Annotated in this window: 32 protein-coding genes and 1 other RNA gene; 26 read left to right on the top strand and 7 right to left on the bottom strand. The window is 47.4% G+C overall.

Annotated features, from left to right (window positions below):
* The 7 genes from HAP68_RS15795 to HAP68_RS15765 all read left to right on the top strand — a co-directional run bounded on the left by HAP68_RS15795 (nt 1) and on the right by HAP68_RS15765 (nt 6,014).
* The gene (locus HAP68_RS15795) at nt 1–918 is read left to right on the top strand and encodes an osmoprotectant ABC transporter substrate-binding protein (protein ID WP_014305837.1); all 918 of its coding nucleotides are present in this window, start codon (nt 1–3) and stop codon (nt 916–918) included.
* A gap of 18 nt (nt 919–936) precedes the next feature.
* Complete coding sequence (locus HAP68_RS15790) at nt 937–1,614, top strand: ABC transporter permease (RefSeq protein WP_007613829.1); 678 nt, start codon at nt 937–939, stop codon at nt 1,612–1,614.
* A 110-nt stretch (nt 1,615–1,724) separates the two neighbouring features.
* Nucleotides 1,725–2,438 carry a lantibiotic protection ABC transporter ATP-binding protein gene (locus tag HAP68_RS15785; RefSeq protein ID WP_003151665.1) on the top strand — a complete coding sequence of 238 codons (714 nt, stop codon included), beginning with the start codon at nt 1,725–1,727 and terminating at the stop codon, nt 2,436–2,438.
* Entirely contained in the window at nt 2,435–3,169 is a 735-nt protein-coding gene (locus HAP68_RS15780) for a lantibiotic immunity ABC transporter MutE/EpiE family permease subunit (protein WP_184123320.1), read from the top strand. The genes HAP68_RS15785 and HAP68_RS15780 overlap by 4 nt, the downstream gene beginning before the upstream one ends.
* Entirely contained in the window at nt 3,166–3,936 is a 771-nt protein-coding gene (locus HAP68_RS15775) for a lantibiotic immunity ABC transporter MutG family permease subunit (protein ID WP_024085808.1), read from the top strand. Before HAP68_RS15780 ends, HAP68_RS15775 begins: the two co-directional genes overlap by 4 nt.
* 21 nt (nt 3,937–3,957) lie before the next feature.
* Nucleotides 3,958–4,620: a response regulator transcription factor gene (locus tag HAP68_RS15770; RefSeq protein ID WP_003151668.1), complete on the top strand. Its 663-nt coding sequence runs from the start codon at nt 3,958–3,960 to the stop codon at nt 4,618–4,620.
* Nucleotides 4,611–6,014: a sensor histidine kinase gene (locus HAP68_RS15765; protein ID WP_024085807.1), complete on the top strand. Its 1,404-nt coding sequence runs from the start codon at nt 4,611–4,613 to the stop codon at nt 6,012–6,014. The genes HAP68_RS15770 and HAP68_RS15765 overlap by 10 nt, the downstream gene beginning before the upstream one ends.
* An 84-nt stretch (nt 6,015–6,098) precedes the next feature.
* Here HAP68_RS15765 and HAP68_RS15760 read toward each other — a convergent pair whose 3' ends face one another.
* The 3 genes from HAP68_RS15760 to rghR form a co-directional block, all read right to left on the bottom strand.
* Nucleotides 6,099–6,416 (bottom strand): winged helix-turn-helix transcriptional regulator, encoded by a 318-nt coding sequence (locus HAP68_RS15760; protein ID WP_003151672.1) that lies wholly within the window; start codon nt 6,414–6,416, stop codon nt 6,099–6,101.
* An 81-nt stretch (nt 6,417–6,497) separates the two neighbouring features.
* Entirely contained in the window at nt 6,498–6,929 is a 432-nt protein-coding gene (locus HAP68_RS15755) for a helix-turn-helix domain-containing protein (protein WP_003151674.1), read from the bottom strand.
* Nucleotides 6,930–6,953: 24 nt separating this feature from the next.
* Nucleotides 6,954–7,364, bottom strand: a complete 411-nt coding sequence (rghR, locus tag HAP68_RS15750; RefSeq protein ID WP_003151677.1) for a transcriptional repressor RghR — start codon at nt 7,362–7,364, stop codon at nt 6,954–6,956.
* Nucleotides 7,365–7,560: 196 nt separating this feature from the next.
* Between rghR and HAP68_RS15745 the strand changes: the two genes are divergently transcribed.
* The 8 genes from HAP68_RS15745 (at nt 7,561) to HAP68_RS15710 (ending at nt 13,741) form a co-directional block, all read left to right on the top strand.
* Entirely contained in the window at nt 7,561–7,746 is a 186-nt protein-coding gene (locus HAP68_RS15745) for a helix-turn-helix domain-containing protein (protein ID WP_087920807.1), read from the top strand.
* Nucleotides 7,747–7,869: 123 nt separating this feature from the next.
* Nucleotides 7,870–8,100 carry a preprotein translocase subunit SecG gene (secG, locus tag HAP68_RS15740; protein ID WP_003151681.1) on the top strand — a complete coding sequence of 77 codons (231 nt, stop codon included), beginning with the start codon at nt 7,870–7,872 and terminating at the stop codon, nt 8,098–8,100.
* A 118-nt stretch (nt 8,101–8,218) separates the two neighbouring features.
* Nucleotides 8,219–8,959 carry an alpha/beta hydrolase gene (locus HAP68_RS15735; protein ID WP_024085806.1) on the top strand — a complete coding sequence of 247 codons (741 nt, stop codon included), beginning with the start codon at nt 8,219–8,221 and terminating at the stop codon, nt 8,957–8,959.
* Between the two features lie 18 nt (nt 8,960–8,977).
* Nucleotides 8,978–11,311, top strand: a complete 2,334-nt coding sequence (rnr, locus tag HAP68_RS15730; protein WP_024085805.1) for a ribonuclease R — start codon at nt 8,978–8,980, stop codon at nt 11,309–11,311.
* A gap of 139 nt (nt 11,312–11,450) precedes the next feature.
* Nucleotides 11,451–11,921 (top strand): SsrA-binding protein, encoded by a 471-nt coding sequence (gene smpB / locus HAP68_RS15725; RefSeq protein WP_003151688.1) that lies wholly within the window; start codon nt 11,451–11,453, stop codon nt 11,919–11,921.
* 168 nt (nt 11,922–12,089) lie between these two features.
* Nucleotides 12,090–12,452, top strand: a transfer-messenger RNA (tmRNA) gene (gene ssrA, locus HAP68_RS15720).
* Between the two features lie 74 nt (nt 12,453–12,526).
* On the top strand, nt 12,527–12,832 hold the full coding sequence (locus HAP68_RS15715) for a barstar family protein (protein ID WP_024085804.1): 306 nt from the start codon (nt 12,527–12,529) through the stop codon (nt 12,830–12,832).
* Between the two features lie 114 nt (nt 12,833–12,946).
* The gene (locus HAP68_RS15710; RefSeq protein WP_024085803.1) at nt 12,947–13,741 is read left to right on the top strand and encodes an SDR family NAD(P)-dependent oxidoreductase; all 795 of its coding nucleotides are present in this window, start codon (nt 12,947–12,949) and stop codon (nt 13,739–13,741) included.
* Between the two features lie 41 nt (nt 13,742–13,782).
* Here HAP68_RS15710 and HAP68_RS15705 read toward each other — a convergent pair whose 3' ends face one another.
* On the bottom strand, nt 13,783–14,673 hold the full coding sequence (locus HAP68_RS15705; RefSeq protein WP_024085802.1) for a LysR family transcriptional regulator: 891 nt from the start codon (nt 14,671–14,673) through the stop codon (nt 13,783–13,785).
* Between the two features lie 152 nt (nt 14,674–14,825).
* Here HAP68_RS15705 and HAP68_RS15700 point away from each other — a divergent pair, with 152 nt between their 5' ends.
* The 9 genes from HAP68_RS15700 to HAP68_RS15660 are packed head-to-tail and all read left to right on the top strand — an operon-like array spanning nt 14,826 to nt 21,884.
* A complete protein-coding gene (locus HAP68_RS15700) occupies nt 14,826–15,365 on the top strand; it encodes a GNAT family N-acetyltransferase (protein ID WP_003151702.1) in 540 nt (179 codons plus the stop codon).
* Nucleotides 15,362–16,174: an amino acid ABC transporter substrate-binding protein gene (locus HAP68_RS15695; protein ID WP_003151704.1), complete on the top strand. Its 813-nt coding sequence runs from the start codon at nt 15,362–15,364 to the stop codon at nt 16,172–16,174. Before HAP68_RS15700 ends, HAP68_RS15695 begins: the two co-directional genes overlap by 4 nt.
* Before the next feature lie 25 nt (nt 16,175–16,199).
* The gene (locus tag HAP68_RS15690; protein ID WP_024085800.1) at nt 16,200–17,012 is read left to right on the top strand and encodes an amino acid ABC transporter substrate-binding protein; all 813 of its coding nucleotides are present in this window, start codon (nt 16,200–16,202) and stop codon (nt 17,010–17,012) included.
* Nucleotides 17,013–17,034: 22 nt separating this feature from the next.
* Nucleotides 17,035–17,757 (top strand): amino acid ABC transporter permease, encoded by a 723-nt coding sequence (locus HAP68_RS15685; RefSeq protein ID WP_024085799.1) that lies wholly within the window; start codon nt 17,035–17,037, stop codon nt 17,755–17,757.
* Between the two features lie 15 nt (nt 17,758–17,772).
* Nucleotides 17,773–18,480: an amino acid ABC transporter permease gene (locus tag HAP68_RS15680; protein WP_024085798.1), complete on the top strand. Its 708-nt coding sequence runs from the start codon at nt 17,773–17,775 to the stop codon at nt 18,478–18,480.
* A complete protein-coding gene (locus tag HAP68_RS15675; protein ID WP_024085797.1) occupies nt 18,477–19,256 on the top strand; it encodes an amino acid ABC transporter ATP-binding protein in 780 nt (259 codons plus the stop codon). The genes HAP68_RS15680 and HAP68_RS15675 overlap by 4 nt, the downstream gene beginning before the upstream one ends.
* Nucleotides 19,253–20,260, top strand: coding sequence for an LLM class flavin-dependent oxidoreductase (locus HAP68_RS15670; protein WP_007613783.1), 1,008 nt, complete (start codon nt 19,253–19,255; stop codon nt 20,258–20,260). The genes HAP68_RS15675 and HAP68_RS15670 overlap by 4 nt, the downstream gene beginning before the upstream one ends.
* 11 nt (nt 20,261–20,271) lie before the next feature.
* Entirely contained in the window at nt 20,272–20,559 is a 288-nt protein-coding gene (locus tag HAP68_RS15665; protein WP_024085796.1) for a glutaredoxin family protein, read from the top strand.
* Complete coding sequence (locus HAP68_RS15660; protein WP_024085795.1) at nt 20,556–21,884, top strand: LLM class flavin-dependent oxidoreductase; 1,329 nt, start codon at nt 20,556–20,558, stop codon at nt 21,882–21,884. The genes HAP68_RS15665 and HAP68_RS15660 overlap by 4 nt, the downstream gene beginning before the upstream one ends.
* Before the next feature lie 169 nt (nt 21,885–22,053).
* Here the strand turns inward: HAP68_RS15660 and HAP68_RS15655 are convergent, their stop codons facing one another.
* Genes HAP68_RS15655 through HAP68_RS15645 form a run of 3 tightly spaced genes read right to left on the bottom strand, consistent with a single transcriptional unit; the run spans nt 22,054 to nt 24,476 of the window.
* On the bottom strand, nt 22,054–22,839 hold the full coding sequence (locus HAP68_RS15655; RefSeq protein ID WP_024085794.1) for an amidohydrolase family protein: 786 nt from the start codon (nt 22,837–22,839) through the stop codon (nt 22,054–22,056).
* Between the two features lie 3 nt (nt 22,840–22,842).
* Entirely contained in the window at nt 22,843–23,259 is a 417-nt protein-coding gene (locus HAP68_RS15650) for a carboxymuconolactone decarboxylase family protein (protein ID WP_014305820.1), read from the bottom strand.
* Complete coding sequence (locus HAP68_RS15645; protein WP_014305819.1) at nt 23,259–24,476, bottom strand: MFS transporter; 1,218 nt, start codon at nt 24,474–24,476, stop codon at nt 23,259–23,261. The genes HAP68_RS15650 and HAP68_RS15645 overlap by 1 nt, the downstream gene beginning before the upstream one ends.
* 102 nt (nt 24,477–24,578) lie before the next feature.
* Here HAP68_RS15645 and HAP68_RS15640 point away from each other — a divergent pair, with 102 nt between their 5' ends.
* A complete protein-coding gene (locus HAP68_RS15640) occupies nt 24,579–25,430 on the top strand; it encodes a helix-turn-helix transcriptional regulator (RefSeq protein WP_014305818.1) in 852 nt (283 codons plus the stop codon).
* 344 nt (nt 25,431–25,774) lie between these two features.
* On the top strand, nt 25,775–26,410 hold the full coding sequence (gene azoRB / locus HAP68_RS15635; RefSeq protein WP_003151719.1) for an FMN-dependent NADH-azoreductase AzoRB: 636 nt from the start codon (nt 25,775–25,777) through the stop codon (nt 26,408–26,410).
* Nucleotides 26,411–26,431 lie beyond the last annotated feature (21 nt).

Here is a 26,431-nt window from a genome sequence, read left to right as displayed (position 1 = left end):
ATGGGGAATAGATGCAAAAAACGGCTGCTCGCAATCGCCTGTCTCGGCATGCTGCTCCTTGGCGGATGCTCGCTCCCGGGATTGAGCGCCGCATCGGAGGACACCATTAAAATCGGCGCGCAAAGCATGACCGAATCGGAAATCATCGCAAGCATGCTCGGACAGATGATCGAACATCACAGCGGGTTGAAAACATCCGTTATTAAAAATCTCGGCTCCAACGCCGTACAGCAGCAATCCTTGATCAACGGTGATATTGATATCGCCGCGACGCGCTATACAGGAGACGCGCTGACCGGGACGCTTCGCATGGAGCCGGAAAAAGACCCGGACAAAGCGCTGCGGCTCGTTCAGCGTGAATTTCAAAACAGATATGACATGAAATGGTTTGATTCTTACGGCTTTGATAATACATACGTCTTTACCGTTTCCGGACAGCTTGCCAGCAAGTACCATTTAGAAACGGTATCCGATGTCAAAAAAGAAGCATCCCATCTGAAATTCGGCGTAGATAACTATTGGATGAAGCTGAGAGGCAACGGATATCAGGATTTTATGAAAACATACGGAATGTCATTTGAAGGCACGTATCCAATGCAGATCGGCCTCGTATACGACGCGCTGAAAAGCAGAAAGATGGATATCGCGCTCGCTTATTCCACCGACGGAAGAATCATCGCTTACGGACTGAAAACGCTGAAGGATGATAAGCGGTTCTTTCCTCCGTATGACTGTTCACCCGTCGTTCCGGATCATGTATTAAAAGAGCATCCCGAACTGGAGGGCGTGATCAATCAAATGATCGGCGCGATTGATACAAAGATGATGCAGAAAATGAATTACGAAGTTGACGGCCGATTAAAAGAGCCGTCCGTCGTGGCCAAGGAATATTTAGAAAAACATCATTACTTTGAATAACGGAAAGGAGATGTGCGGATGGACACGATGAAAGAGCTGTTTACGTATTACGCTCAAAACGGCAGCTATGTTCTGTATGAGTGCTGGCGGCACTTTCTCATGTCGGCGTACGGCGTCGTTTTCGCCGCCGTTTTCGCCATTCCGGCCGGAATTGTGACAGCCAGGCACGGGCGTCTCGCCGGCTGGGTGTTTGCTGTGGCGAACGTGATTCAAACCGTTCCGGCGCTTGCGATGCTCGCCGTCCTGATGCTTGTCATGGGGCTCGGCGCCAATACGGTCATCACGGCTTTGTTTTTGTATTCACTGCTGCCGATTCTCAGAAATACGCACACGGGCATTATCAATATCGAGCACGCTTATCTCGAGTCGGGAAAAGCGATGGGCATGACGAAATACCAAATCCTTCGTATGGTGGAGCTGCCGCTTGCGCTTTCCGTCATTATGGCGGGTCTCCGAACGGCGCTCGTCATTGCCATCGGCATCACGGCGATCGGCACTTTCGTCGGCGCAGGCGGTCTCGGGGATATGATCGTCAGAGGCTCGAACGCGACAAACGGAACCGCCATTATTCTGGCGGGCGCCATTCCGACCGCGCTGATGGCGGTGGCCGCAGACCTGCTGATGGCGTGGCTGGAACGAGCCCTCAGCCCTGTGAAAAAACAAAAAAGAAAGCTGATCGTACGCTCAGCCTCATGAAAAAAAGCATTCTTCCGCGTGAAGGATGCTTTTTTTGATTTCTTGATTAAATTTTGATAACTGCGCTGTAAAGTCTTACATATCAAATAACAAAGCAGAGGGGTAATCATATGAGCAACATCATAGAAACGAGACAGCTGCAAAAATCATTCGGCAGACAACAGGCAGTGGCTGATGTGTCTCTATCGGTTAAACGCAACAGTATATACGGCCTGCTCGGTCCGAACGGCGCGGGAAAATCGACGACTCTCAAAATATTGACCGGCATGCTGCAGCAAACATCCGGCGAGGTTCTGTTCGACGGACATACATGGAAGCGCGAAGATTTGAAAAGCATCGGTTCCCTGATTGAAGCACCGCCGCTTTACAGCAACCTGACAGCCGCTGAAAATCTGAAAGTCCGCTGCGTGATGCTCGGACTGCCTGATTCAAGAATTGCGGAGGTGCTGGAAATCACGGGATTAACGGGAACCGGAAAAAAGCGCGCCGGACAATTTTCCATGGGAATGAAACAGCGTCTCGGCATCGCGTTAGCATTATTAAACCGTCCGTCGCTCTTAATTCTTGACGAGCCGACAAATGGATTGGACCCGATGGGGATTCAGGATTTGCGGGAATTTATCCGCTCCCTGCCCGGACAGGGAATGACGGTGATTTTATCAAGCCACCTGTTATCAGAAGTCGAGCAGATCGCAGACCATATCGGAATCATCAGTGACGGCGTTTTAGGATATCAGGGAGAAATCAGCCGGGAAGACGATCTGGAGCGGCTGTTTCTGGAGGTTGTCAAATCAACACGGGAGAAAGCGGGGACAGGAAAATGATTCAGTACATGCAGGCGGAACACCTTACATCTAATAGAACATTTATCAGAAAGCTGATCATTCTGATTCCGCTTCTGAACGCGGCTTTTTCTTTTCTGCTGAATGCCGCCTATTTTATGACGGGCACGTTCAATTGGTGGGCGGTTATTTTCATGCCGCTCATGATTGCTCTAATGTGCGGTTTATCTGTTAAAAAAGAGAAAAAATCAGCGAATGACCGCGCGGTGTACTCATTGCCGGCAGATTTAAAAAGCATATGGTTCTCAAAAATAAGTTTGATCGCGCTGTATTCACTCCTGTCGCAAATCGTCTTTTTAGTCATCGTGTTTTTGCTTGGCCTTGTGTTTCCGGCAATTGCTGCGGTTCAGCTGAAAGGTATTGAAGCAAGCTCCCTTTTGTGGCTGACGACGCTTTGGGAAATCCCATTGTGCTTATGGATTGCCAGACAGTTCGGATTTACGGCAGTCATTCTCATCAATATGATCGCCGCCTTTGTTTTAGGCATTGTGCCGGCGTCCGGTTCATTGTGGTGTCTGAGTCCGTGGAGCTGGTCAGTCCGGCTGATGTCACCGATTCTCGGGATCCACCCGAACGGAATTCCGCTTCCCGCAAACAGCGGCTTATTAAACGGAAACGTGATCATTCCGGCTATTATTCTTTCTATTCTTTCTTTTATCGCAATAAGTTTTGTTTCCGCAGTGTCATTTTCAAAAGGAGGAAACCGGTCATGACCGTGCTTTTACGATATATGTGGGCCGATGTATTAAAAATGAAGCGCACGCCGCTCATATGGATGCATGCTGCGGCGCCGGTTTTATGCGCGGGATTTTTCCTGTTATATATGTATGGAAGGGTTCAGGAGTCTTATATGCTGTACAGCGTCTTTTTCAGCGCGATTGCCGTTTTATACCCTCTAATCATCAGTATTGTCTGCGGCATGTCTGCCTCTGTCGAGGAACAGGCGGGCCATTTTCAGATGATGCTGGCGGTTCCGCATTCTAAAATCGTCAGTTTTGCGGGCAAGCTGCTTCTGCTGCTCCTATTGAATGTGTTATCGGCAGTTCTCGCCATCTGTCTTTATTTGGCGGGGTTGAAATTTGTTCTTCACATCAATGATCTCCCGTATCTTCTCTTTTTAAAAGGAGGGGCGTGGCTGATTGCCGGCAGTATTCCGCTTTATATGATGTCATTTTTTGTCGGCATAAAGTACGGCATGGGACCGTCCGGGCTTTTAGGGGGTGCGGGATTATTAATGGCAGCGCTCATGAATACGGGACTTGGCGATATCATCTGGCGTTTTTTTCCGTGGGCATGGAGCGTGAGGCTTTCAGGCCTTGCAGGACTGCTGCATTTTGACAAAGTCAAAAAAGAGTTCCTCCCTTATGTAAGATACGATATGAGATTCGGAGAAATAATGTTATATTTTTCTATAGTGATATTATGTCTGGCCGGCCTCTATTGGTGCAGAAGATGGGAAGGGCGGCGTTCATATGAATAAAGGCAAGGAGCGATTCGGCCGGTGGCAAACATTTTAGCAATTGATGATGAAAAAGATATTCTCGTTCTGATCAGAAACATTTTACAGCGTGATCAGCATACAGTAACGATTCTGGAAAAAGCGGAAGATCAGTCATTGGATTTTTTTCAAGGCTATGATTTGATTCTTCTTGATGTCATGATGCCCGGAACGGACGGGATTGAACTCTGCCGGCGGATTCGGCCGCTGGTGGACAGCCCGATCCTGTTTTTAACGGCAAAGTCTGACGAAGAATCCATTGTGAAAGGCCTCATGACAGGCGCTGATGATTACATCACAAAGCCGTTCGGCGTACAGGAATTGATGGCAAGGGTAAACGCGCATGTCAGAAGGGAACGGCGGGAAAAGCATCAGACGAAACGGCTGATATCAGGCTTCATGTTTGATTTTGACAATAAAGAAGTATGGATGGATGACCGGAAACTGCCTCTTACGAAAAACGAATATAAAATCGTTGAATTTCTGGCACAGCATAAAAACAGAACATTCTCACGGGAGCAGATTTACGAGGAAGTGTACGGCTTGGACGGCGATGCGCTCTATTCAACCATTACGGAGTTTATCAGAACCATCCGGAAAAAATGTAAAGAACACGGGGCTGATCCGATCAAAACGGTGTGGGGTGTCGGATACAAATGGGAATAGCAAAAGGAAAATCCAGCATCCGCAAAGAGCTTGTCAAATTTACCATCACTTTGTGTCTGAGCACGATGGGGGTGGCGGCATTATGCGTCGCCTTAAATGCCATTGCCATGAATGCCGGAGCGATCCTGCCCGCAAACTACAGCGAGCATGAGGCGGAACAGATCAAACCCCGCCTGAAATCAGCGGAAAAGATAACAGAAGACATGATCCCCGCAGGTATGACATACGCCGTTTTTGATAAAAAAACAAAGCGGATGACAAAAGGAACGATGACGGAACAAGATGCGGCCAACGCCAGAAAAAAGATTCAGCATCAGCCGTATTTTAATTATGCTCAAAAAGGATTCATGGTGATAAATCGGAAAGATGAATACGGCGTTCTCCAATATTCACTCAGGTCGGAATTTCAGTCGCCGCTGTTAAGGCGCTATCTGCCGAATTATGAATGGACGGGTCTTACGATTCTGATCACTTTGCTTCTTTTGACCGTTTTTATCGTGACGACGCGTTTCGCCAATCAGCTGAGACGGCATTTCAGCACACTCAGCTCCATTACGGCAAGCATTCAAAAACAGAATTTAAATATCAATCCCAAAAGGTCGCGTATAAAAGAATTTGACGATGTCATTGACTCTCTGCTGAAAATGAAAGACGCGCTTCAGGCATCTCTGGCGGCGCAGTGGGAGGCGGAGCGGATAAAGAAAGAACAGATCGGCGCGCTTGCGCATGATATTAAAATTCCGGCAACGATCATTAAAGGAAATGCCGAGCTGCTTCAGTTAACAGAACCTGATGAGGAGCAGGCGGAATATGCGCAGTATATCCTGGATGCCGGAAACAAAATCGAGCATTATGTCGGACAGCTGATCCAGCTTTCCAAAGCGGAGGAGGCAGTTGCCGTTCATGTCGAATATACCGACCTCAAAGAGTGGATTCAAAACATATATCGTGACGCGGCGGCGCTTGCGGGGCCGAAGCAGATTGATCTCGTCCTCAGCGAGCGGGGAATTGACCGAATAGAAGCGCCGATTGATCATGAGCTGCTCCACAGGGCGGTCATGAATATCGCGGCAAATGCCGTCGACTATACGCCGGAAGGAGGGGAAATCCGTGTGGACGTCCTGTGCACCGATTCCGCCTTCCATCTTGCTGTATCCGACAGCGGAAGCGGGTTCTCGCCGGAAGCGCTGAAAAGAGCGACACAGCTTTTTTACACGGAGGATAAAAGCAGACATTCGGCGGGACATCACGGCATGGGGCTTACATTCGCCCATCACGTCGTACATCTTCATCACGGCGAATTAATACTTGAAAATCAGGAGTCTGGAGGAGCCCGGGCGGAGATTCGAATTCCGCTGGAAGGCGTCAGACAAAAACAAGCCCTGCACGCCTGAGGGCTTGTTTTTCTGTATAAGAAAAGCAAAAATAAAAACGGCTGTCCGTTTGAGAGATCAGCCGCTTATGCGGAAAAGAGTTTATCAGGAAGGATCAATCCATGTTGAAGACCACTTGGAAATTTCCTCTAAAATAGGGGCTAATGCGCAGCCTTTTTCCGTTAAAGAATACTCAATGCGGACAGGCGTTTCGGGGATAACATCCCGTTTGATGACACCTTCTGTTTCAAGTTCTTTCAGACGTTCTGACAAGACTCTTCCGCTTAAATTCGGAAGCGCCGCTTCAATTTCGCTAAATCGCTGCTGTCCGTTCAATAACTGAAAGACGATTAGAGCCACCCAGCGTTTACTTAGGATGTCGACCGCTTTTTCGAATCTGGGGCACATTTCTGATTGGTTCATGCTTTTTCACCTCGTCTTCTGCTATTATACCGCAAAATCGGAGGGAACGTACGTCTGGCGCTTGTTAAGTTGAGGAGAGGATCAAAAAGAGGATGAGGAATCCGGGGAGCGTTTTTTCGCTTCAGCCGCAATAAAATCAAAGTATTTGCTGACGCTTTCAATATCTTCTTTTGTGAAGTGCTGCCACTTTTTGCTGTCAAACAGCGGCAGATGCTCCGCGCCTCTGTCAACGGCGGTCTGATAGATGGCGCAGATGGATTGATAGCTTTCGGAGGTTTCACGGATTTCCTCCTGAAATGCCTTGATGTGTCCGGCCCGCGCCATTAACTCCTCGTACGGGATTTTTAATGTGTCCGCCAATTTTCTGATGGTCGCGGGTTTAGGAATGCCGCGGTGCCCGTTTTCAATTCTGGAAATGGTCGCCGAGCTGACGCCGGAATAGACGGCAAGCTGATTGACGGTAAGCTTCCGGGCGCGGCGCAGCTCTCTTAATTGCTTTCCGAATGTGTTCAATAAGATCGCCTCACATGTGCAAAGTCATGAGTCTTCATTTGTTCTTTTTTTGGCTTCCGCCGATAAGAACGCAAAGTATTTATCAAGCAGAACCAAGTCTTCTTTCGACAGGTGCCGCCAGTTCTCCCGCTCCAAAAGGGATAAATCATGCAGCTCATACGTTTCGGCTTTTTCCAGCAAGGTGCAGCCCGTGTCGTACGGGGCTCTCGTTTCCTGGACGGTCTCTATGTATCCCGCCGTCTGCATCAGTTCCTCATACGGGATTTTTAACGCATCTGCGAGCTTTTTAATGGTTGCAGGTTTCGGCACCCCGCGTTTGCCGTTTTCAATCCGCGAGATTCCCGCGGCGCTGACGCCTGAATACGTTGCCAGCTGATTCACTGTCAGATGCCTTTTTTCCCGTAATGTCCGCAATTGTTTCCCGAAGCTTTCCACAGTCTCTCCCCCTCCCGCGGTCTATTTATATTCTAGTATGTTTATTGACTAAAGGGAATAGCCAGGCTGGAAAAGTATTGACAAAAGTTAACAAAAGCCGTATCTTTATGTATAAGAAAGAAAGTATTTGACAGAACGGAAGGTGAAGAAAGTGGTCGAAAAGATACAGATCAGAAGAGATTATGTGCTGCAGTATATGGTCAATAATGACTACTCGTTAAACCAGCTCGCCCTGGAGATCGGAATATCTCCCGCCACACTGAGCCGTGTACTGAATGGAGAGCGGAGGCCGGGCCAGCTGGTCATCGGAAAAATGCTCTATTACTTTGACATGAAATTTGAAGATCTTTTTTACTACGACTTTGTTGACAAAAGTCAATGATGATGGAAGATTCAAACGCATTTCCGTTTTTCTGACATGATGTACACCGATACGGCGTGACATGCCTTTGTTTTTCATGTAAAATAGAAGCAATGTAGGCCAGTCAGTCTGGAGGTGTATGGGATGCACACATTATTGATTACCTTATTGGTTATCGTCAGTATTGCACTTATTATTGTCGTATTGCTTCAAACCAGCAAAAGCGCCGGTTTATCGGGTGCAATTTCAGGCGGGGCGGAGCAGCTTTTCGGAAAACAGAAAGCAAGGGGCCTTGATCTGATTCTTCACCGCACAACCGTTGTGCTGGCAGTCTTGTTTTTCGTGTTGACGATTTCGCTAGCGTATATCGTATAAGGCAATGTTTGTATAAGGTCTGATTTAATATCAGGCCTTTTTCTTGTTGAGAGACGGCGTTTGTTTCTCGCAAAACTGTGGAAAACTAAATTGAATGTGCAAAAAAGGGGTTATGAGCATGAAAATTGTGACACCAAAACCATTTACATTTAAAGGCGGAGACAAAGCGGTGCTTCTGCTGCACGGATTTACGGGAAATACGGCAGACGTCAGAATGCTCGGCCGCTACTTGAATGAGCGCGGCTACACTTGTCACGCGCCTCAATATAAAGGGCACGGCGTTCCGCCGGAAGAGCTGGTACATACGGGACCTGAAGATTGGTGGAAAGACGTCATGGACGGTTATGAGTATTTACGGTCTGAAGGATATGAAAACATTGCGGCGTGCGGACTGTCGCTTGGCGGGGTTTTTTCATTGAAATTGGGTTACACTGTACCCATAAAGGGAATTGTTCCTATGTGTGCGCCGATGCACATTAAAAGTGAAGAGGTTATGTACGAAGGAGTTCTCTCCTACGCGCGCAATTATAAAAAATTCGAAGGAAAACAGCCGGAGCAGATTGAAAAGGAAATGAAGGAGTTTGAAAAAACGCCGATGAATACGCTCAAATCGCTCCAGGCGCTGATTGCCGATGTGCGCAAAAACGTCGACATGATCTATTCCCCGACATTTGTGGTTCAGGCACGGCATGACCATATGATTAATACAGAAAGTGCGAACATCATTTTCAACGAGGTGGAAACGGACGACAAACAGCTGAAATGGTATGAAGAATCAGGCCATGTCATTACACTCGATAAAGAACGGGACCTCGTTCATCAGGATGTGTACGAATTTTTAGAGAAACTCGATTGGTAACAAACAGGAGGTCGAATAATGGAAAAAGAAGCGTTTATGGACCGTCTTCTCGCGTTTATGAAGGAAGAGGCGTACAAGCCCCTTACCATTCAGGAACTCGAGGAGATGCTGAACATCAAGGAAGCCGATGGATTTAAAGAGCTGGTAAAAGCGCTGGTGGCGCTCGAGGAGACGGGACAGATCGTCCGTACCAGAAGCAACCGCTACGGGCTTCCGGAAAAAATGAATTTAGTAAAAGGAAAAATTTCCGCGCATGCGAAGGGCTTCGCGTTTCTGCTGCCGGAGGATACCTCTTTAAGCGACGTGTTTATTCCGCCGAACGAGCTGAATACGGCCATGAACGGCGATATCGTCATGGTGCGGCTCAATTCCCAGTCAAGCGGATCGAGACAGGAAGGCACGGTCATCCGCATCCTGGAAAGAAGCATCGACCGCGTCGTGGGCACATACACAGAAACGAAAAGCTTCGGCTTTGTCATCCCGGATGATAAGAAAATCACGAGTGATATTTTTATTCCGAAACATGCCAATAACGGCGCTGCGGAAGGCCATAAAGTCGTCGTCAAACTGACAAGCTATCCTGAAGGCAGAATGAACGCCGAAGGGGAAATCGTTGAAATACTCGGCCATAAAAATGATCCGGGCATCGATATTTTATCCATCATCCATAAGCACGGCCTGCCGGGAGATTTTCCGGCTGAAGCGATGGAGCAGGCAACAAGCACGCCCGATACCATCGATGAAAAAGACATCAAAGACCGCCGTGATCTCCGCGATCAGGTCATTGTCACTATTGACGGCGCCGATGCGAAGGATCTGGATGACGCCGTCACCGTGACAAAGCTTGATAACGGCAGCTACAAGCTCGGCGTTCATATTGCCGACGTCAGCCATTACGTCACGGAGAATTCCCCGATTGACAAAGAAGCGCTGGAAAGAGGGACAAGCGTGTACTTGGTTGACCGGGTCATTCCGATGATCCCGCACAGACTGTCTAACGGAATCTGTTCGTTAAATCCGAAGGTCGACCGGCTGACGCTTTCCTGCGAAATGACAATCAACCAGCAGGGACAGGTGACGGAGCACGAGATCTTCCAAAGCGTCATCAAAACGACGGAAAGAATGACCTATTCAGATGTCAACCGGATCCTCACAGAAGACGACGCCGAGCTGAAAGAAAGATATGAGCCGCTCGTCCCGATGTTTAAAGACATGGAACGTCTGGCGGAAATTCTCCGGGCGAAACGGATGGACCGCGGCGCCGTGGATTTTGATTTCAAAGAGGCGAAGGTGCTCGTCGATGAGGAAGGCGCCGTAAAAGACGTCGTCATCAGAGAGCGCTCAGTAGCGGAAAAGCTGATTGAAGAATTCATGCTTGTGGCAAACGAAACGGTGGCCGAACACTTCCATTGGATGAACGTGCCGTTTATTTACCGGATTCACGAAGAGCCGAATGCCGAAAAACTGCAAAAGTTTCTGGAGTTCGTGACGACATTCGGTTATATCGTCAAAGGGAAAGCCGGAGACATTCATCCGCGCGCGCTGCAAAGCATTCTTGATGAAGTGCGGGACCGTCCGGAAGAAACGGTGATTTCAACCGTCATGCTCCGTTCCATGAAGCAGGCGAAATACGACCCGCAAAGCCTGGGCCATTTCGGGCTGGCGACTGAATTTTATACGCACTTCACATCGCCGATCCGCCGATATCCTGACTTAATCGTTCACAGGCTGATCAGAACGTATTTGATCAACGGACAATCGGACGAAGCAACTCAGGAAAAGTGGGCCGAACGCCTTCCGGAAATCGCTGATCATACGTCAACGATGGAACGGCGCGCCGTTGATGCAGAGCGGGAAACGGACGATCTGAAAAAAGCGGAATATATGCTTGATAAAATCGGCGAGGAATTTGACGGCATGATCAGTTCCGTCACGAATTTCGGAATGTTCGTCGAGCTGCCGAATACGATTGAAGGGCTTGTGCACGTCAGCTTTATGACGGATGATTATTACCGTTTTGACGAGCAGCATTTCGCCATGATCGGTGAACGCACGGGCAACGTTTACCGCATCGGAGACGAAATCACGGTCAAAGTCGTCGACGTCAATAAAGATGAGAGAAACATCGACTTTGAAATTGTCGGCATGAAAGGCACCCGCCGTCCGAGAGAAACAACAGGCGACCGCAGAAAACGAGGCAGACCGGCGCGGAAACGCGTGTTAAACAGCAATACCCCGGCTTCACCGCCGAAATCGGAGGAAAAAGGGGAATGGTTTACAAAACCGAAGAAGAAAAAGAAAAAACGCGGCTTCCAAAACGCGCCGAAACAAAAACGCAAAAAGAAGAAGTAAATGCGAAAAGCAAATAGGGCATAATGCTCTGTTTGCTTTCTTTCGCAAGCCGCATTTTCATTGTCGCGGAACGCTCCATTTGCTAAAATAAAGCGTATCGCACACATGAACGGTTTTTGCGGAGAGAGGAGGATAAGGCATGCCAAAAGGATCAGGCAAAGTATTATCGCAAAACAAAAAAGCAAACCATGATTACTTTATAGAAGAAACCTATGAAACAGGCATCGTGCTGCAGGGAACGGAGATTAAGTCCATCCGCGCCGGCCGCGTAAACATGAAGGATTCCTTTGCGAAAATCGAGCGCGGCGAAGTGTTCCTCCACAACATGCACATCAGCCCGTACGAGCAGGGAAACCGCTATAACCACGACCCGCTCCGGACGAGAAAGCTTTTGATGCACCGGAAAGAAATCAATAAGCTGATCGGCCTGACGAAAGAGAAAGGCTATTCCCTCGTGCCGCTGAAGCTGTACTTGAAAAACGGCTTCGCCAAAGTATTAATCGGCCTCGGAAAAGGGAAGAAAACATACGATAAACGTGAAGATTTAAAACGAAAAGACGCCAAAAGAGAAATCGAAAGAGCGTTCAGAGACAGACAAAAAGGCTTCTGATGCCTGAGCCTTGATGTGATGATATGCCCTGTGCTATACTGTTCACACATCAGATTCACAGGCTGTTTATTGAAGATATTCCCAATTGAATTTGCCTGTGATCATGGTATAATAACAGTACAGCCAGTTGAGCAAGAGCTTGATAGATCTCCCGTATACCCTTAACAAGGGGACGTTACGGATTCGACAGGGATGGATCGAGCTTGAGCTGCGAGCCGAGAGGCGATCTCGTTAACACGCACCTAAATATAACTGGCAAAACTAAAAGTTTTAACCAAAACTTAGCACTAGCTGCCTAATAAACGCAGCGAGCTCTTCCTGACATTGCCTATGTGTCCGTGAAGAGCACATCCAAGTAGGCTACGCTTGCGTTCCCGTCTGAGAACGTAAGAAGAGACTGACAGACTAGCTCTCGGAAGGCCCGCCCGCAGGCATGAAGACGAGTGAAACACGAAATATGCAGGCTACGCTCGTAGACGCTTAAGTAATCGATGTTTCTGGACGTGGGTTCGACTCCCACCGTCTCCATACATAACAGAGGAACCGCAGTGCCGTCACATGACGCACTGCGGTTTTTTCATGCCGAAAAAAAGGAGTGAATGTAAATGGAAATCGTCATCATAGACGGAAAAGATGTTACAAGCACAGAAGCTTTACACCGAATCTTAAAAGATCAATTAGATTTCCCGGACTTTTATGGTGAAAATCTGAACGCCTTATGGGATTGTCTGACAGGCTGGATCGAACTTCCGCTGACTTTGGTGTGGAAGAATTTTGAGATCAGTCAGAAGGAATTGGGTTCGGATGCTGATGATGTCTTGGAGCTGTTTCAAGAGGCTCAGGCAGAATTAGATGGTGAATTTTTCATTCAAATTGATCAGCCGTCAGCCGGGACAACGGACAGGCACTAAAAAGTGCGTACTTCCCCTCATCCATTTTTCTATCCGATAATAGGGACGGAAGGTTTCAGGCTTTCGATTTCTGTCCATATATAAGAAGAGACTTGCGATAGGGAGGAATGGATGATGGACTTGCAGTTGAAAGGGAAGACGGCGCTTGTGACGGGATCTACGTCAGGCATCGGGAAAGCGATTGCGGCTTCGCTGATTGCAGAAGGTGCGGCCGTGATCATTAACGGCCGCCGTGAAGAAAAGGTAAACGAAACGATCCGGGAACTAGAGAAACAGACGCCGGATGCCCGTCTCTATCCGGCCGCGTTTGATTTAGGCACGGCGGAAGGATGCGGCGCGATTTTTCAGCAGTATCCGGATGTGGATATTCTCGTAAACAATTTAGGAATCTTTGAACCTGCGGAATACTTTGATATTCCTGACGAAGAGTGGCTCCGGTTTTTCGAGGTGAACATCATGAGCGGCGTGCGGCTGACACGCCGGTATGCAAAGCGGATGATTGAGCGGAAGGAAGGACGGGTGATCTTTATCGCGAGTGAAGCGGCCGTCATGCCTTCTCAGGAAATGGCTCATTACAGCGCTACGAAAACAACGCAGCTGTCGCTGTCACGCAGCCTGGCCGAGCTCACGGAAGGGACGAATGTGACGGTGAATACGGTCATGCCCGGCTCCACGAAAACAGAGGGCGTCGAAACAATGCTTGAGTCGCTTTATCCCGGTGAAAACCTGACCGCGGCGGAGGCGGAGAGACGATTTATGAAGGAGAATCGTCCGACGTCGATCATTCAGCGTTTGATCTGTCCGGAAGAGATCGCCCACTTTGTCGCCTTTTTAAGCAGCCCGCTGTCGTCTGCCATTAACGGATCTGCATTGCGGATCGACGGCGGCTTGGTGCGGAGTATTATATAAGATGAACATAAAAAACCCCCCGCAAAGTGGCGGGGGTTTTTTTAATGCGGATCACGCTGAAACCGGCCGATGATCCTGCTGATTAAATCTTTTGTTGCACAGTCAAAGTGCTCTTCTTTTTGGTTTGTCAAAAGCCCGACAGGCGGTGAAATTGTTAAGTTATGGATCGGAATGACCTTCGTGCCCTCGATCGGCTCTGAATGCGCCGTCGCCGTAAAGATTGAGACGCCGATATTTTCCCTGACATAGTATTGATGAGCCATGCTGCTGGTCAGCTCCATTTTTCGATAGCGGCTGCCGATGGCCCGCTGCAGGTGCTGTTCAATTTGAATCCGGATCGGGCAATTGGCGGGCGTAAAAATCAGGCATTCATTTTCTAAATCTTCGAGATTAACGCTTGCTTTGGCGGCAAGGGGATGTCTGTCTGACACGATGACATTGAGCGAGTCATGGAAAAACGGATCGAAATAATTTTCCAGAATCAGCTCCGGCTCGCCGCATACCGCAAAATCAATGGCGCCCTCCAGCAGTTTGCGGCTGCATGTATTGGCATCATCCACGCTGACATTGACCGACATGTCCGGATAATCATTTAAGAAACCCCGCAGCACGGCAGGGAAGATCAGGCTTGCCGTCGGTTCGGATATGCCGATCTGAATAAGGCCGGCCTGGCCCTGTCTGATATCGGCCAGAGTATGGTCAAGCACCTCGTATTGCGCGAGAAGCTGCCCGGCCCGCTCATGAAACAGCCGCCCCGCCCTTGTCAGCTTCAGCTTCTTTCCACGTTCAAACAGCTGCGCGCCTACATCCTGTTCCAGCTGTTTAATCCGCATTGAAATCGTCGGCTGTGAGTAGTTCAGAATTTCTGCGGCCTTATAAAAGCTGCCTGACTGTACGATGGTATGAAACGTTTTAATGGTTCGTAGTTCCAACGAAATCCCCTCCCGGCTGTTCATTAATTTTCTTGAACCTTTCCTTTACTTTTTTTGATTAGTCAAACAAATCAGTTTGCTTTATAGTATAAACAATCAAAGCTTAGTAAACAAATTGGAATTATATATTTTTTGCGGGGAGAGTGACCGGAATGAGTGAAGACATATTTCGATTGGCTGAGAAAAAGGATGCGCCGGAGTTTTTAGAGCTGCTGTACAGCGCGTTTCAGCCGATCCGCAATTTGGAGATTGACTGGCCGTCGGCGCGGGCCGACATCGATATGGTAACGGAAAATATTGAAAATCATTCAGCCGTCGTGCTCGAACGGGATGGACGGCTTCTTTCAACCATTACGATCCGTTTTCCGTGGGAGAGTGACACGCCTCCGTCAAAATATCCGTTTGTCTGGTGGTTTGCGACGCTTCCTGAGCTGAAGGGGCAGGGCATCGGCAGCAAACTTTTGACTTATGTGGAGGAACATGTGCTGCGGGATACGCTGAAGGCCCCGGCCATCACGCTCGGCACTTCGGCGCGCAAGCATCCCTGGCTTGTAGATATGTACAGACGGAGGGGATATGAAGTGTATTTTGAGCAGGAGAAAGACGGAGACATCGGAGTCATGATGAGAAAGGTGCTCATACCGGAGCGGTTTGACGCGTCGCTGTTAGGCACACCGAGCTGGGCGCAATGATCAAAAAACGGATCAGAGCCGGCTGTCTGCTTCTGCTGCTCGGCGTGCTGGCCGGGTGCGGGCAAGGAGAAAGCACAAAAGCGGAGAGCGGCGTGCAGACCGTCATCGTCGGCACGGGGACTGATTTTCCGAACATTGCTTTTATGGATGAAAAAGGCGAGCTGACCGGCTATGACATTGAAGTGATGAAAGCCATTGATGAACAGCTGCCGCAATACAAATTTGTCTTTAAGACGATGGATTTTTCGAATCTGCTTACAAGTCTCGGAAACCGGAAAATTGACGTGATCGCGCACAATATGGCGAAAAACAAGGAACGGGAGAAACGCTTTTTGTATCACAAAATCCCGTATAACTACTCGCCGATGTACATCACGGTGAAGGCGGATAATGACGCGGTACGCACGCTCCGGGATTTAAAAGGGAAAACCGTCATCGTCGGCGCGACGTCAAACGCGGCGGATTATATGACGGCATACAACAAAACCCACGGCAGCCCGATACATTTGAAATACGCCGGGCAGGGCGGCAATGATACAGCGAACCAAATTGAGACAGGACGCGCTGACGCCACCGTATCCACGCCGTTTGCCGTCGATTTCCAAAATAAGACGCACGCGTTCAAACAAAAGACGGTCGGTGATGTGCTGCTCGATACCGAGGTGTATTTTATGTTCAATAAAAACAGCCAAACCCTGGCGGACGATACGGACCGGGCGATTCAAAAGCTTGAGAAGGACGGCACATTGAAAAGGCTGAGTGAAAAATGGCTCGGCGCGGATTATTCAAAATCAAGTTTCACGAAATAATTGAAGCAGAAAACGGGGCGATCACATGAAAATAAGACTGGCGGTCATGTCATTAACAATTGCGGCAACGGCGGCGTTATCAGCCTGCGGCGCGGGAGGGGAGGCGGCATCAGGCAATCAGAAAAACGTGAAGAACATTACGGTCGGCACGGGGACTCAATTTCCGAATATTTGCTTTATTGATGATAAAGGCAAATTGACGGGCTACGACGTTGAGCTGGTGAAAGAGCTTGACAGGCGCCTGCCGGACTATCGATTTACCTTTAAAACGATGGATTTCTCCAACCTGCTTGTCAGCCTCGGCCAGCATAAAGTCGATATCGTGGCTCATCAAATGGAGAAAAGCGCCGAACGGGAGAAAAAATTTCTGTTCAATCAAGTCGCGTATAACAACTTCCCGCTGAAAATCACGGTGCTCCAAGATAATGGGGACATTCACGGCATTAATGACTTGAAAGGAAAGCGGGTCATTACAAGTCCGACGTCAAACGGCGCGCTTGTCCTGAAAAAATGGAATGAAAAACACGGCAGTCCGTTTGAAATCGCCTATGCCGGCCAAGGTTCAAACGATGCGGCCAATCAGCTGAAATCCGGCCGCGCCGATGCCACGATTTCAACGCCGTTTGCTGTCGATTTTCAAAACAAAACGAGCGCGATCAAAGAAAAAACGGTCGGCGGGGTGCTGTCAAATGCCAAAGTGTTCTTTATGTTTAACAAAAATGAACAAACGCTGAGCGATGACATTGATAAAGCGCTCAAGGAAATCATTGATGACGGCACGCTTAAAAAGCTGAGTGAAAAGTGGCTCGGCGCGGATTATTCAAAGGAGCAATATTAAGTGAAAAAGAGAGGGACCGGCAATGGAAAAAGCGTTTGATATCAGTATGATCTCGTCCTTTGTGCCGACATTGATCGGGTATTTGCCCGTCACGCTGTATATATTGGCGGTGTCTTTGCTGTTCGGCTTTCTATTGGGGCTGCTTTTGGCGCTGCCCCGCATCTATCGCATTCCCGTTTTGAATCAGTTTGCGAAGCTGTATATCTCTTTTTTCAGAGGAACGCCCATCATGGTGCAGCTGTTCATTGTATTTTACGGCATTCCGGCGCTCACGGCGCTCGCCGGAATTGATACCTCTAAAATGGACCCTTTGTATGCGGCCATCGCCACGTATGCGCTGAGCAGCGCGGCAAGAGCGGCCGAAATCATCAGGGGAGGTGTGAACAGCGTCGGCCGCGGGCAGGCGGAGGCGGCGTTCAGCATCGGGCTGAACAGAGGGCAGACATTCCGGCGCATCATTCTGCCGCAGGCGCTCGTGCAGGCCTTTCCCAACATCGGGAATATGGTGATCGGTTTCTTAAAAGATACATCACTCGCTTTTTCGATCGGGGTGATGGATATGTCGGGCAGAGGACAGACCTTGATTACATCGAGCAATCATTCTCTTGAAGTGTATATCTCGCTGTCTGTTCTGTATTACGCGGCCGCCCTTTTATTTGAATGTGTCTTCAGATGGGCCGAAAAACGAATCAAGAAAGATGAGACGCGCCTTGTGACGGTTTTTGACATGAGTGCGCACGGCTGAAAAGGAGGGAGAACAGTGGAGCTGGACATTCCGTTTATCGGCACTGCGATAAAACAAATGTTGAAAACCGTTCCGCTTACATTGGCGATGACGATCATTCCGATTATTGCCGGATTTTTCATAGCTCTCGGCAATATCACGGTGCGTATATTCCGTATCAAATGGCTGCTGGCCTGCTCAGCGTTTTACGTGTCTTTTTTCCGCAGCACCCCGGCGATTCTCCATATTATGCTGATTTATTTAGGGGTTCCGCTGATTGCCGATCAATTCAGCCGCGCGTTTCATCTCGGCTGGTCGGCCAATCAGATTCCGGTCTCCGTGTTTGTCATCATGGCACTGTCATTAACGGCAGGCGCTTATATGACGGAAATTCTCCGATCCGGGATCATGGCCGTCGATACGGGGCAGGCTGAGGCGGCATATTCAATCGGTCTGACGCGGAGCCAGATGATTCGGCGCGTAATTCTGCCGCAGGCGTTCATGATATCGCTGCCGAACTTCACCAATATAGGCATCGGCTTTTTGCATACCACTTCCATCGCGGCAATTGTTGCAGTGCCTGAAATTACAGGAACGGCGACAATTGCGGCATCCGATAACTATGCGTTTCTGGAAGCATTTATCGGGGCGGCTGTGATTTATTGGGGATTAACGCTGATTCTCGAAGCTGTAAACAGTCTGGCGGAAAAAAGAGCGGCCAGATATCAAGGAGGCGCATTATGATCGAAATCCGAAACATTCAGAAATATTTTGGCAGTCATCACGTGCTAAAGGGGATCAATTTAAGTGTCCGGAAAGGAGAAGTCGTGACCATCATCGGCCCGAGCGGTTCCGGGAAAACCACTTTTCTGCGCTGCCTTAATTTGCTTGAGCGGCCGGATGAGGGCGCCATTTCACTGCACGGTGAAGTCATTAACTGCAAAAAGCCTGCCAAAAAAGACATTTTCAGATTGAGGAAACAGACAGCGATGGTTTTTCAGCAATATCATTTGTTTTCGCATAAAACGGCGATTCAAAATGTCATGGAAGGCCTGACGGTCGCAAGGAAAATGAAAAAAACAGACGCGTACGCCATTGCCGAGCGGGAACTGGCCAAGGTGGGGCTTCAGGATAAACTACACGCCTATCCGAATCAACTGTCGGGAGGACAAAAGCAGCGGGTCGGAATTGCCAGGGCGCTTGCCATTCATCCTGATGTGATGCTGTTTGATGAACCGACCGCCGCCCTCGATCCGGAGCTTGTCGGCGAGGTGCTTGAGGTGATGCTTAACATTGTGCGGACCGGCGCTACCATGATCATTGTCACACATGAGATGGAATTCGCCAGAAGAGTGTCCGACCGAATTGTGTTTATGGATGAAGGAGCAATCGTGGAACAAGGAACGCCTGAGGAAGTTTTTCACAAGACGAAAAAAGAAAGAACGAAGAAGTTCCTCCGCCGCGTGCTGCCTGATTACGGTTATGACATAAAAGAGCGCATAAAGGAGCCTGTCGTATGATTCGTTTAAGCATTTTAGATCAAAGTGTCACCGCGGAAAACCAAACCGCAGAAGAAGCCTTGCGGCAAACGGTGAAATTGGCTCAGGAGGCCGAACAATACGGATATGACCGTTTCTGGGCGGCGGAGCATCATAACAATGAAGAGATAGCGGGATCAGCGCCGGAAATTGTTCTGGGGTATCTTGCCGCAAGCACGAAAAAAATCCGTCTCGCATCCGGCGGGGTGATGCTGCAGCATTACAGTCCTTATAAAGTGGCGGAGCAGTTCCGGGTTCTGTCCGCCCTTGCTCCCGGCCGTGTGGCGCTCGGTGTCGGCAAAGCGCCCGGCGGATTTCAGCTGTCAACCGATGCGCTGCAGCGGGAGCTTATCCAGCCCGCCCGTTTGTTTGAAGAAAAACTTGAGGAGCTGACTCATTTCATCCGAAATGATTTTCCGGACTCGCACCGCTACGCGTCATTGCGGCCGATGCCGCATACTGAGTATGCGCCTGACATCTTTTTGCTCGGCGGCAGCGCGGAAAGCGCGATATCCGCGGCCAAACTCGGCATTTCCTTCGTTTTCGCCTATTTCATAAACGGTGAAGAGGCTGCGTTAGAAAAAGCGCGCCACGCCTTTGACGAGCATCTGCCGAAAGGATCGAAGGCGGAATTTCACCTTGCGCCGATGGTATTTACCGCGCATACAAAAGCAGAAGCGGAAAAACACGTCGTATCGCGTGAGTCGGTCAAAATCATTCTCGAAGACGGCAAAAAGGTGAATGTCGGTTCCCGGGAACAAGCGGAAGCGTTTCTGGAACAAGTCACGCAGCCATATAAGCTGATCACACAAAAGACGGGTGTGATTGCCGGGACAAAAGAAGAGACCGCCGCCGAGCTGAGACGATTATCCGTTCAATACAGCATTACCGATTTTGTGATTTTGTCGCCTATCAAAAACGCTGAGGAAAAACGATTGTCTTACCGGCTGTTAAGCGAAGCGGTGCAGCCGGCTCCACAATTATAGGAGGGATGAACATGAGTCATGAAGTAAACGTAGTGGTCTGGAGCAAACAGGGCTGCTCCTATTGCGATGAAGTGAAAGGATTTTTGCGGGAAAAAGCCGTTGCATACGAAACAATTGATGTGACAGAACGGGACGAATTGCGTGACGTGCTGCAGACGAAGTACGGCATCCGTCATGTCCCCGTCGTTGAAATCGGCAGCGGTGACAGCCGTGTGTATCAGGCCGTTACTCAAGTCGGCATTGATCATGTAGAACGGGCGCTTGCCGATTACGAGGGGAAAAAGGGGGAGAGAAAATGAGCCGGACGGATCTAATTCAATTCGGAGCCATGATTCACGGTGTCGGCGGCACAACGGACGGCTGGCGTCATCCCGACGCCGATCCGACAGCAAGCACGAATGCGGCGTTTTACAGGCAAAAAGCGCAGACTGCTGAAAGAGGGCTGTTCAGCTTTGCTTTTATTGCGGACGGCTTGTTCATTTCTGAAAAGTCCATCCCGCATTTCTTAAATCGGTTTGAGCCGATCACTATTTTATCGGCGCTTGCCGCCTCTACAACCCATCTTGGTTTAATCGGCACATTTTCCACCTCGTTCACTGAGCCGTTTACCATCGCAAGACAGCTGATGTCTCTTGACCATATCAGCGGCGGCCGGGCGGGCTGGAATCTCGTCACCTCTCCGCAGGCGGGAGCCGCGCGCAATCACAGCAAAGAAAGTCTTCCCGACCACAGCCGGCGCTACGCCATCGCCCAGGAACATGTGGACGTGGTGCGCGGTCTGTGGAATTCCTGGGAAGAAGATGCCTTCGTCCGCAACAAAGAAACCGGGCAGTTTTTTGATCCTGACAAACTGCATCGCCTGTATCATAAAGGCGAGTATTTTCAAGTGGAGGGCCCGCTGAATATCGGCCGGTCCAAACAGGGAGAGCCGGTCGTTTTCCAAGCGGGGTCTTCAGAAACCGGCCGGTCGTTTGCCGCGCGTAATGCCGATGCAGTCTTTACGCACTCCAATTCACTTGAGGAAACGAAAGCTTTTTATGATGATGTGAAGAAGCGGGCGGCGGATTACGGCCGCGACGCTTCCAAGCTGCGGATCTTTCCGGGAATCAGTCCGATTATAGCCGGTTCACAAGAAGAAGCGGAAGCGAAATATCAGGAATTCGCCGAGCTGATACCGATAGAGAACGCCGTTAAATATGTGGCCAGATTTTTTGACGATTATGATCTGAGCCGTTTTCCGCTGGATGAGCCGTTTCCTGATTTGGGCGACGTCGGGAAAAACGCGTTTCAAAGCACGACAGACCGTATCAAAAGAGAGGCCAAAGCCAGGAATCTTACGCTGCGTCAAGTGGCGCGCGAAGCCGCGTTTCCGCGAACGAACTTTATCGGGACACCGGAACGTGTGGCATCATTAATTGAAACATGGTTTCAGCGGGAAGCGGCGGACGGGTTTATCATTCACTCTGACATCCCGGGCATGCTTGAAGCCTTTGTGGATCAAGTCATACCGATCCTTCAGAAAAAGGGGCTGTACCGAAAAAGCTATCCGGCGGATACATTGCGGGGGAATCTCGGGTTGGATATTCCGATCTGCAAATCAAATCCGATTTTGAGCAGAAACTAAATGTTTCTGCTTTTTCTGCTGCTTGCCATTCCCGTCATTAATAAGAAAAGAGCCGAAATTTACCCCGTTTAGAGTAAATCGGCTCTTTACTATTTAAAAGAAGGAATGAAAACCTGTTGAATGCAATCCTTCAAACTTATATTCCCTCTGAAATTGTTATAAAAATAAGTTAAATATTTAAGAGATTAGCAATGTTCCCGCCCAGTACTCGTTGTACGACTTCTTCACTTGAAGCATGGCGTTCAACTGCCAGCTTATTTAGGAATGGATCACCATATGGAAAATCAGAACTAAATAAAGTTTTCTCTGGGAGTTCTTTTATGGCCAAAGATAATGCATAGGTTGTATAAAATGCAGAGATATCCAGGTAGGCGTTTTTTGTTTCTTTTGTTAATGCAATAACTTGCAGCCAATGTATCCCTCCCAAATGGCCAAAGATTACAGGGACAGTAGGATATTTTCGAGTTAAAGCGAACAATTCCCGAATATCATTTAAATTGAGTGGATGGAATGTATGCACCCAAATCGGAAAGGAATTATAATCACTAGCTGCCTGGAATACAGGCTCAAGCATTTTAATTTGGCCTGAACCCAGAGTGAATTCTCCAAGTCCCTTCATTTTGTAATCTTTTACAATATTATCCATCCAATCACGCAGTTCCCCGTAGGAACTTAAAAGGGGAACTGATCCAAATCCAATAAAACGGTCAGGATATTTTGCGATAGCATCCCTTAATTCTTCTAGAGCTTTTGATCGTGCTTCTAGGGGATTTATCTCGTTATTTAAAATCTGATTCAGTACATCCATTTCCTGAATAAATTCATCGTAGCTTTCACTTTTTTCTGGATGAACAAGCGTAGAGAATAAAATAGTTTTATCTATCCCGCTTGAATCCATCATTTCAATGTGTTTTTCTACAGGTAGAACTACGTGGGCATGACTATCAATAATCATTTTTTACTCTCCTTCCAATAAATTGGCTGACAGCTGATTTCGTCTTTTAGAAAATACTTCGTTAGCTATTGTTAAAATGGTATTTAATGCGACAGGAAAGCCTGCATAAATTAACATTTGCATCATAGCTTCCATAATTTCTTCTTCGGTCCATCCGACATTTAAAGCTCCGTTAATATAAAACTTTAATTGTTCCGTATTTCCTAAAGCAGTCAGACCAGCAACTGCTGCAAGAAGGCGGGATTTTAAATCTAATCCCGGTCTGGAAAAAATTTGACCGTAATTAAATTCCACAGCCAAAGTTCCCAAGTCAGGTGCTGCTGAATCTTTAAAACTGTTCACGATATTCAGGTAGTTGTCCGGATCTATTTTTGATAATACTTCCAATCCTTTTTTAAAATTTTCTTTATTTTCAGACATTAGATATGACTTCCTTTCTCGAACTCTCTATTTTTTACTGTTCTTTTTTTAGGCAAGCTAAATAAGGAACTAAAAGCAATACCTATCATGAGTATCCCAACTGTACATACTCCATACCAATGCCATTTGCTCCAAGCAAGTACACCTAGATATGACCCTAAAGATCCGCCTAAGAATGTAGATACCATGTATAAACCATTTAATCTGCTTCTCTTTTCAGGAGATAGTTGAAAGATAGCAGCTTGACAAGCAACTTGATTTGCTTGCGTGCCAACTGTTACTAATAGTGCGCCAAGAATTAATCCTGGTAACCAAAATCCTAAGAATATGAAGATTAGAAAAGCGATTAAAGAAATAAACATACATAAGGTATTAGCAAATTTTGATCCTTTTTTATCGATCACCCGGCCAATCATGGGAGTTGCAAAGGCTCCAGCTATTCCCACTAAACCTATTAAACCTGCCGCGGTGCTCCCATAAGAATACGGAGAAGTATTTAATAAAAAAATAAGAGTTGTCCAGAAGGCACTAAAGGAACCAAACATCATTCCTTGACTAAGACAAGCTTTTTGCAACACTTTTTCCTTTTTAAATAACGTGCCTAAAGATGCAAGTAATGTTTTATACTGCATTGCATGATTTCCTTTGCTTTTTGGGAGATACATTGCCATTAAAATGATCATTATCATTGTGCCGGCAAAAGAAGCCCAATACATTGATCTCCATCCAAAATGGGAATCTGCAAAGCCGCTGATAAATCGAGCGCCTAAAATCCCGCACACTAAGCCAATGGCAACATTCCCTAACACTTTTCCTCTGTTCTCTTCTGAAGCTAAATTAGCAGCAAGAGGAACAATAATTTGAGGGACTATGGTAACAAATCCAAGAATTAAGTTTGCTGCAATCAGCCACGTTACATTCATCGATAAAGCTGTTGCGGCTAAAATCATACATACAATTGATAATAAACTTAGGATCAATTTTCTTCGTTCAAAAATGTCACCTAATGGTACCAATAGAAGATTTCCCAATGCATATCCCACTTGAGTTAAAGTTGCTACAATTCCTATATAGTTTTCAGAAACGTGAAAAGTATTTGCCATACTGACTAAGAGCGTTTGATTTAAATAGACATTAGCTACTGTAAAACCGCATGCTGCAGCCATGAGAAGAACTAATCCTTTCGGAAAAGGTTCAGCCCTATTTTTGAAAACCATAAACTCACCTCCTTCATTTATTAGAATAGATGAAGGTTTATAATGGGAATAGGAGTGTGTTTATCCTATTATTAAAACTACTACTTATAAGGGGAGAAGTTCATGTTAAGTGACAAAGAAAGAAGGAAAGAACTAGGGGATTTCTTAAAAACACGACGGGCGCGATTATCTCCTCAAGACTTTGGTTTACCGATTGGGCCGCGCAGAAAAACAGAAGGACTGCGCCGAGAAGAAGCAGCTCAGCTGGCAGGGATAGGAATAACTTGGTATACATGGTTAGAGCAAGGGCGTGATATACAGGTATCTTCAGACGTATTGGAGGCTATTTCGCGTGTATTCAGGTTAAATGAAGAGGAAAAAGAGCATCTATTTTTATTAGCGAATCAGCCATTGCTATCTAAGGCGGGAAGACCGCTCGTTGAAAGTGTAAATAGCGTCCTGAAAAATGTATTGAGTCAATTAGAATACTGCCCTACCTATGTAACCGACGAAAAATTGAACATAGTAAGCTGGAATAAAGCTGCTGCGGTGGTTTTTGGTGATTTTGATAAAATGAATGATCGAGATCGTAATGCAGTCCGGCGTTGCTTTACGTCTAAAGAATACCGAGAGCTCTTTCTTAATTGGGAAGATCATGCGCAACGCTTGATTGCTCAATTTCGTTTAGCCTATACACGTTTTGTCGGTGATGAGTGGTTTAAAGATATCATTAAAGAACTTACCAATAAGAGCCCTGAGTTTCGTAATTGGTGGCCTAAGCATGAAGTTCTAGGTACTCCTTGCGGCAAAAAAACACTTCTGCACCCTTTAGTTGGAGAAATGATTATGGACCATATTACTCTTCAGGTGTACGATGCGCCTGAACTAAAATTAACCATTTACCAACCTCGCCAAGAAGGTGAAACAGAACAGAAAATGAAGCGTTTGTTAAACTGGCAAGCAGACCTGCAATAAAAGAGTGTGATAAATACGAACGTATTAAGCGGAAATCGTTTGTCTCTAATATAAGAGCAGGAACATTTTGCACGAATACATTATCTGAAATGAAACAGCCGATTTAGCCTTAAGGTGGTCAAGATCGGTCTTTTCTTTGTCGAAATTTGCTTAACTCGGGTTTTTTTCGATTTGCTGGAGGCACTTCTTGCAGCCTTTTTTAAAAAATATACTGATTTCGAGATATTATTGTTGCGAAAAGAATTTTTTGTAACTATAATTATTACAGAACTGATCAGTATAAAAAAACATTCATATTTCATAATAAATGTGTGTGTAATTTGAAAACGAAAGGGCTGTTTACAATGGCAAAAGTACTTTATATCACTGCTCATCCTCATGATGAAAAGACATCTTACAGCATGGCGACAGGAAAAGCGTTTATCGATTCTTATAAAGAATCAAACCCGAATGATGAGGTTGTACATATCGACCTTTACAAAGAGAACATTCCTCATATCGACGCGGATGTATTCAGCGGCTGGGGAAAACTTCAATCAGGCACAGGATTTGAAGAGCTTTCTGAAAACGAAAAAGCGAAAGTCGGCCGTCTGAACGAGCTGAGCGATCAATTCGCGTCAGCTGACAAATACGTATTCGTCACACCGCTTTGGAACTTCTCATTCCCGCCTGTTATGAAAGCGTACCTTGATTCTGTGGCTGTAGCCGGAAAATCATTCAAATATACAGAGCAAGGCCCGATCGGTCTGTTGACTGACAAAAAAGCGCTCCACATTCAGGCGCGCGGAGGCTATTACTCTGAAGGCCCGGCGGCTGACATGGAAATGGGCCACCGTTACATCGGCATCATGATGAACTTCTTCGGCGTTCCTTCTTTTGACGGTTTAATCGTTGAAGGCCATAATGCTGAACCGAATAAAGCACAGCAAATTAAAGAAGATGCGATTGCCCGCGCGAAAGAAGCCGGAAAATCATTCTGATCTTAAAAAAAACCTCCCCGC

Source organism: Bacillus sp. Bvel1, assembly GCF_014872755.1.
Taxonomy (GTDB): domain Bacteria; phylum Bacillota; class Bacilli; order Bacillales; family Bacillaceae; genus Bacillus; species Bacillus velezensis.
This window is presented reverse-complemented; position numbering and strand designations above follow the sequence as displayed.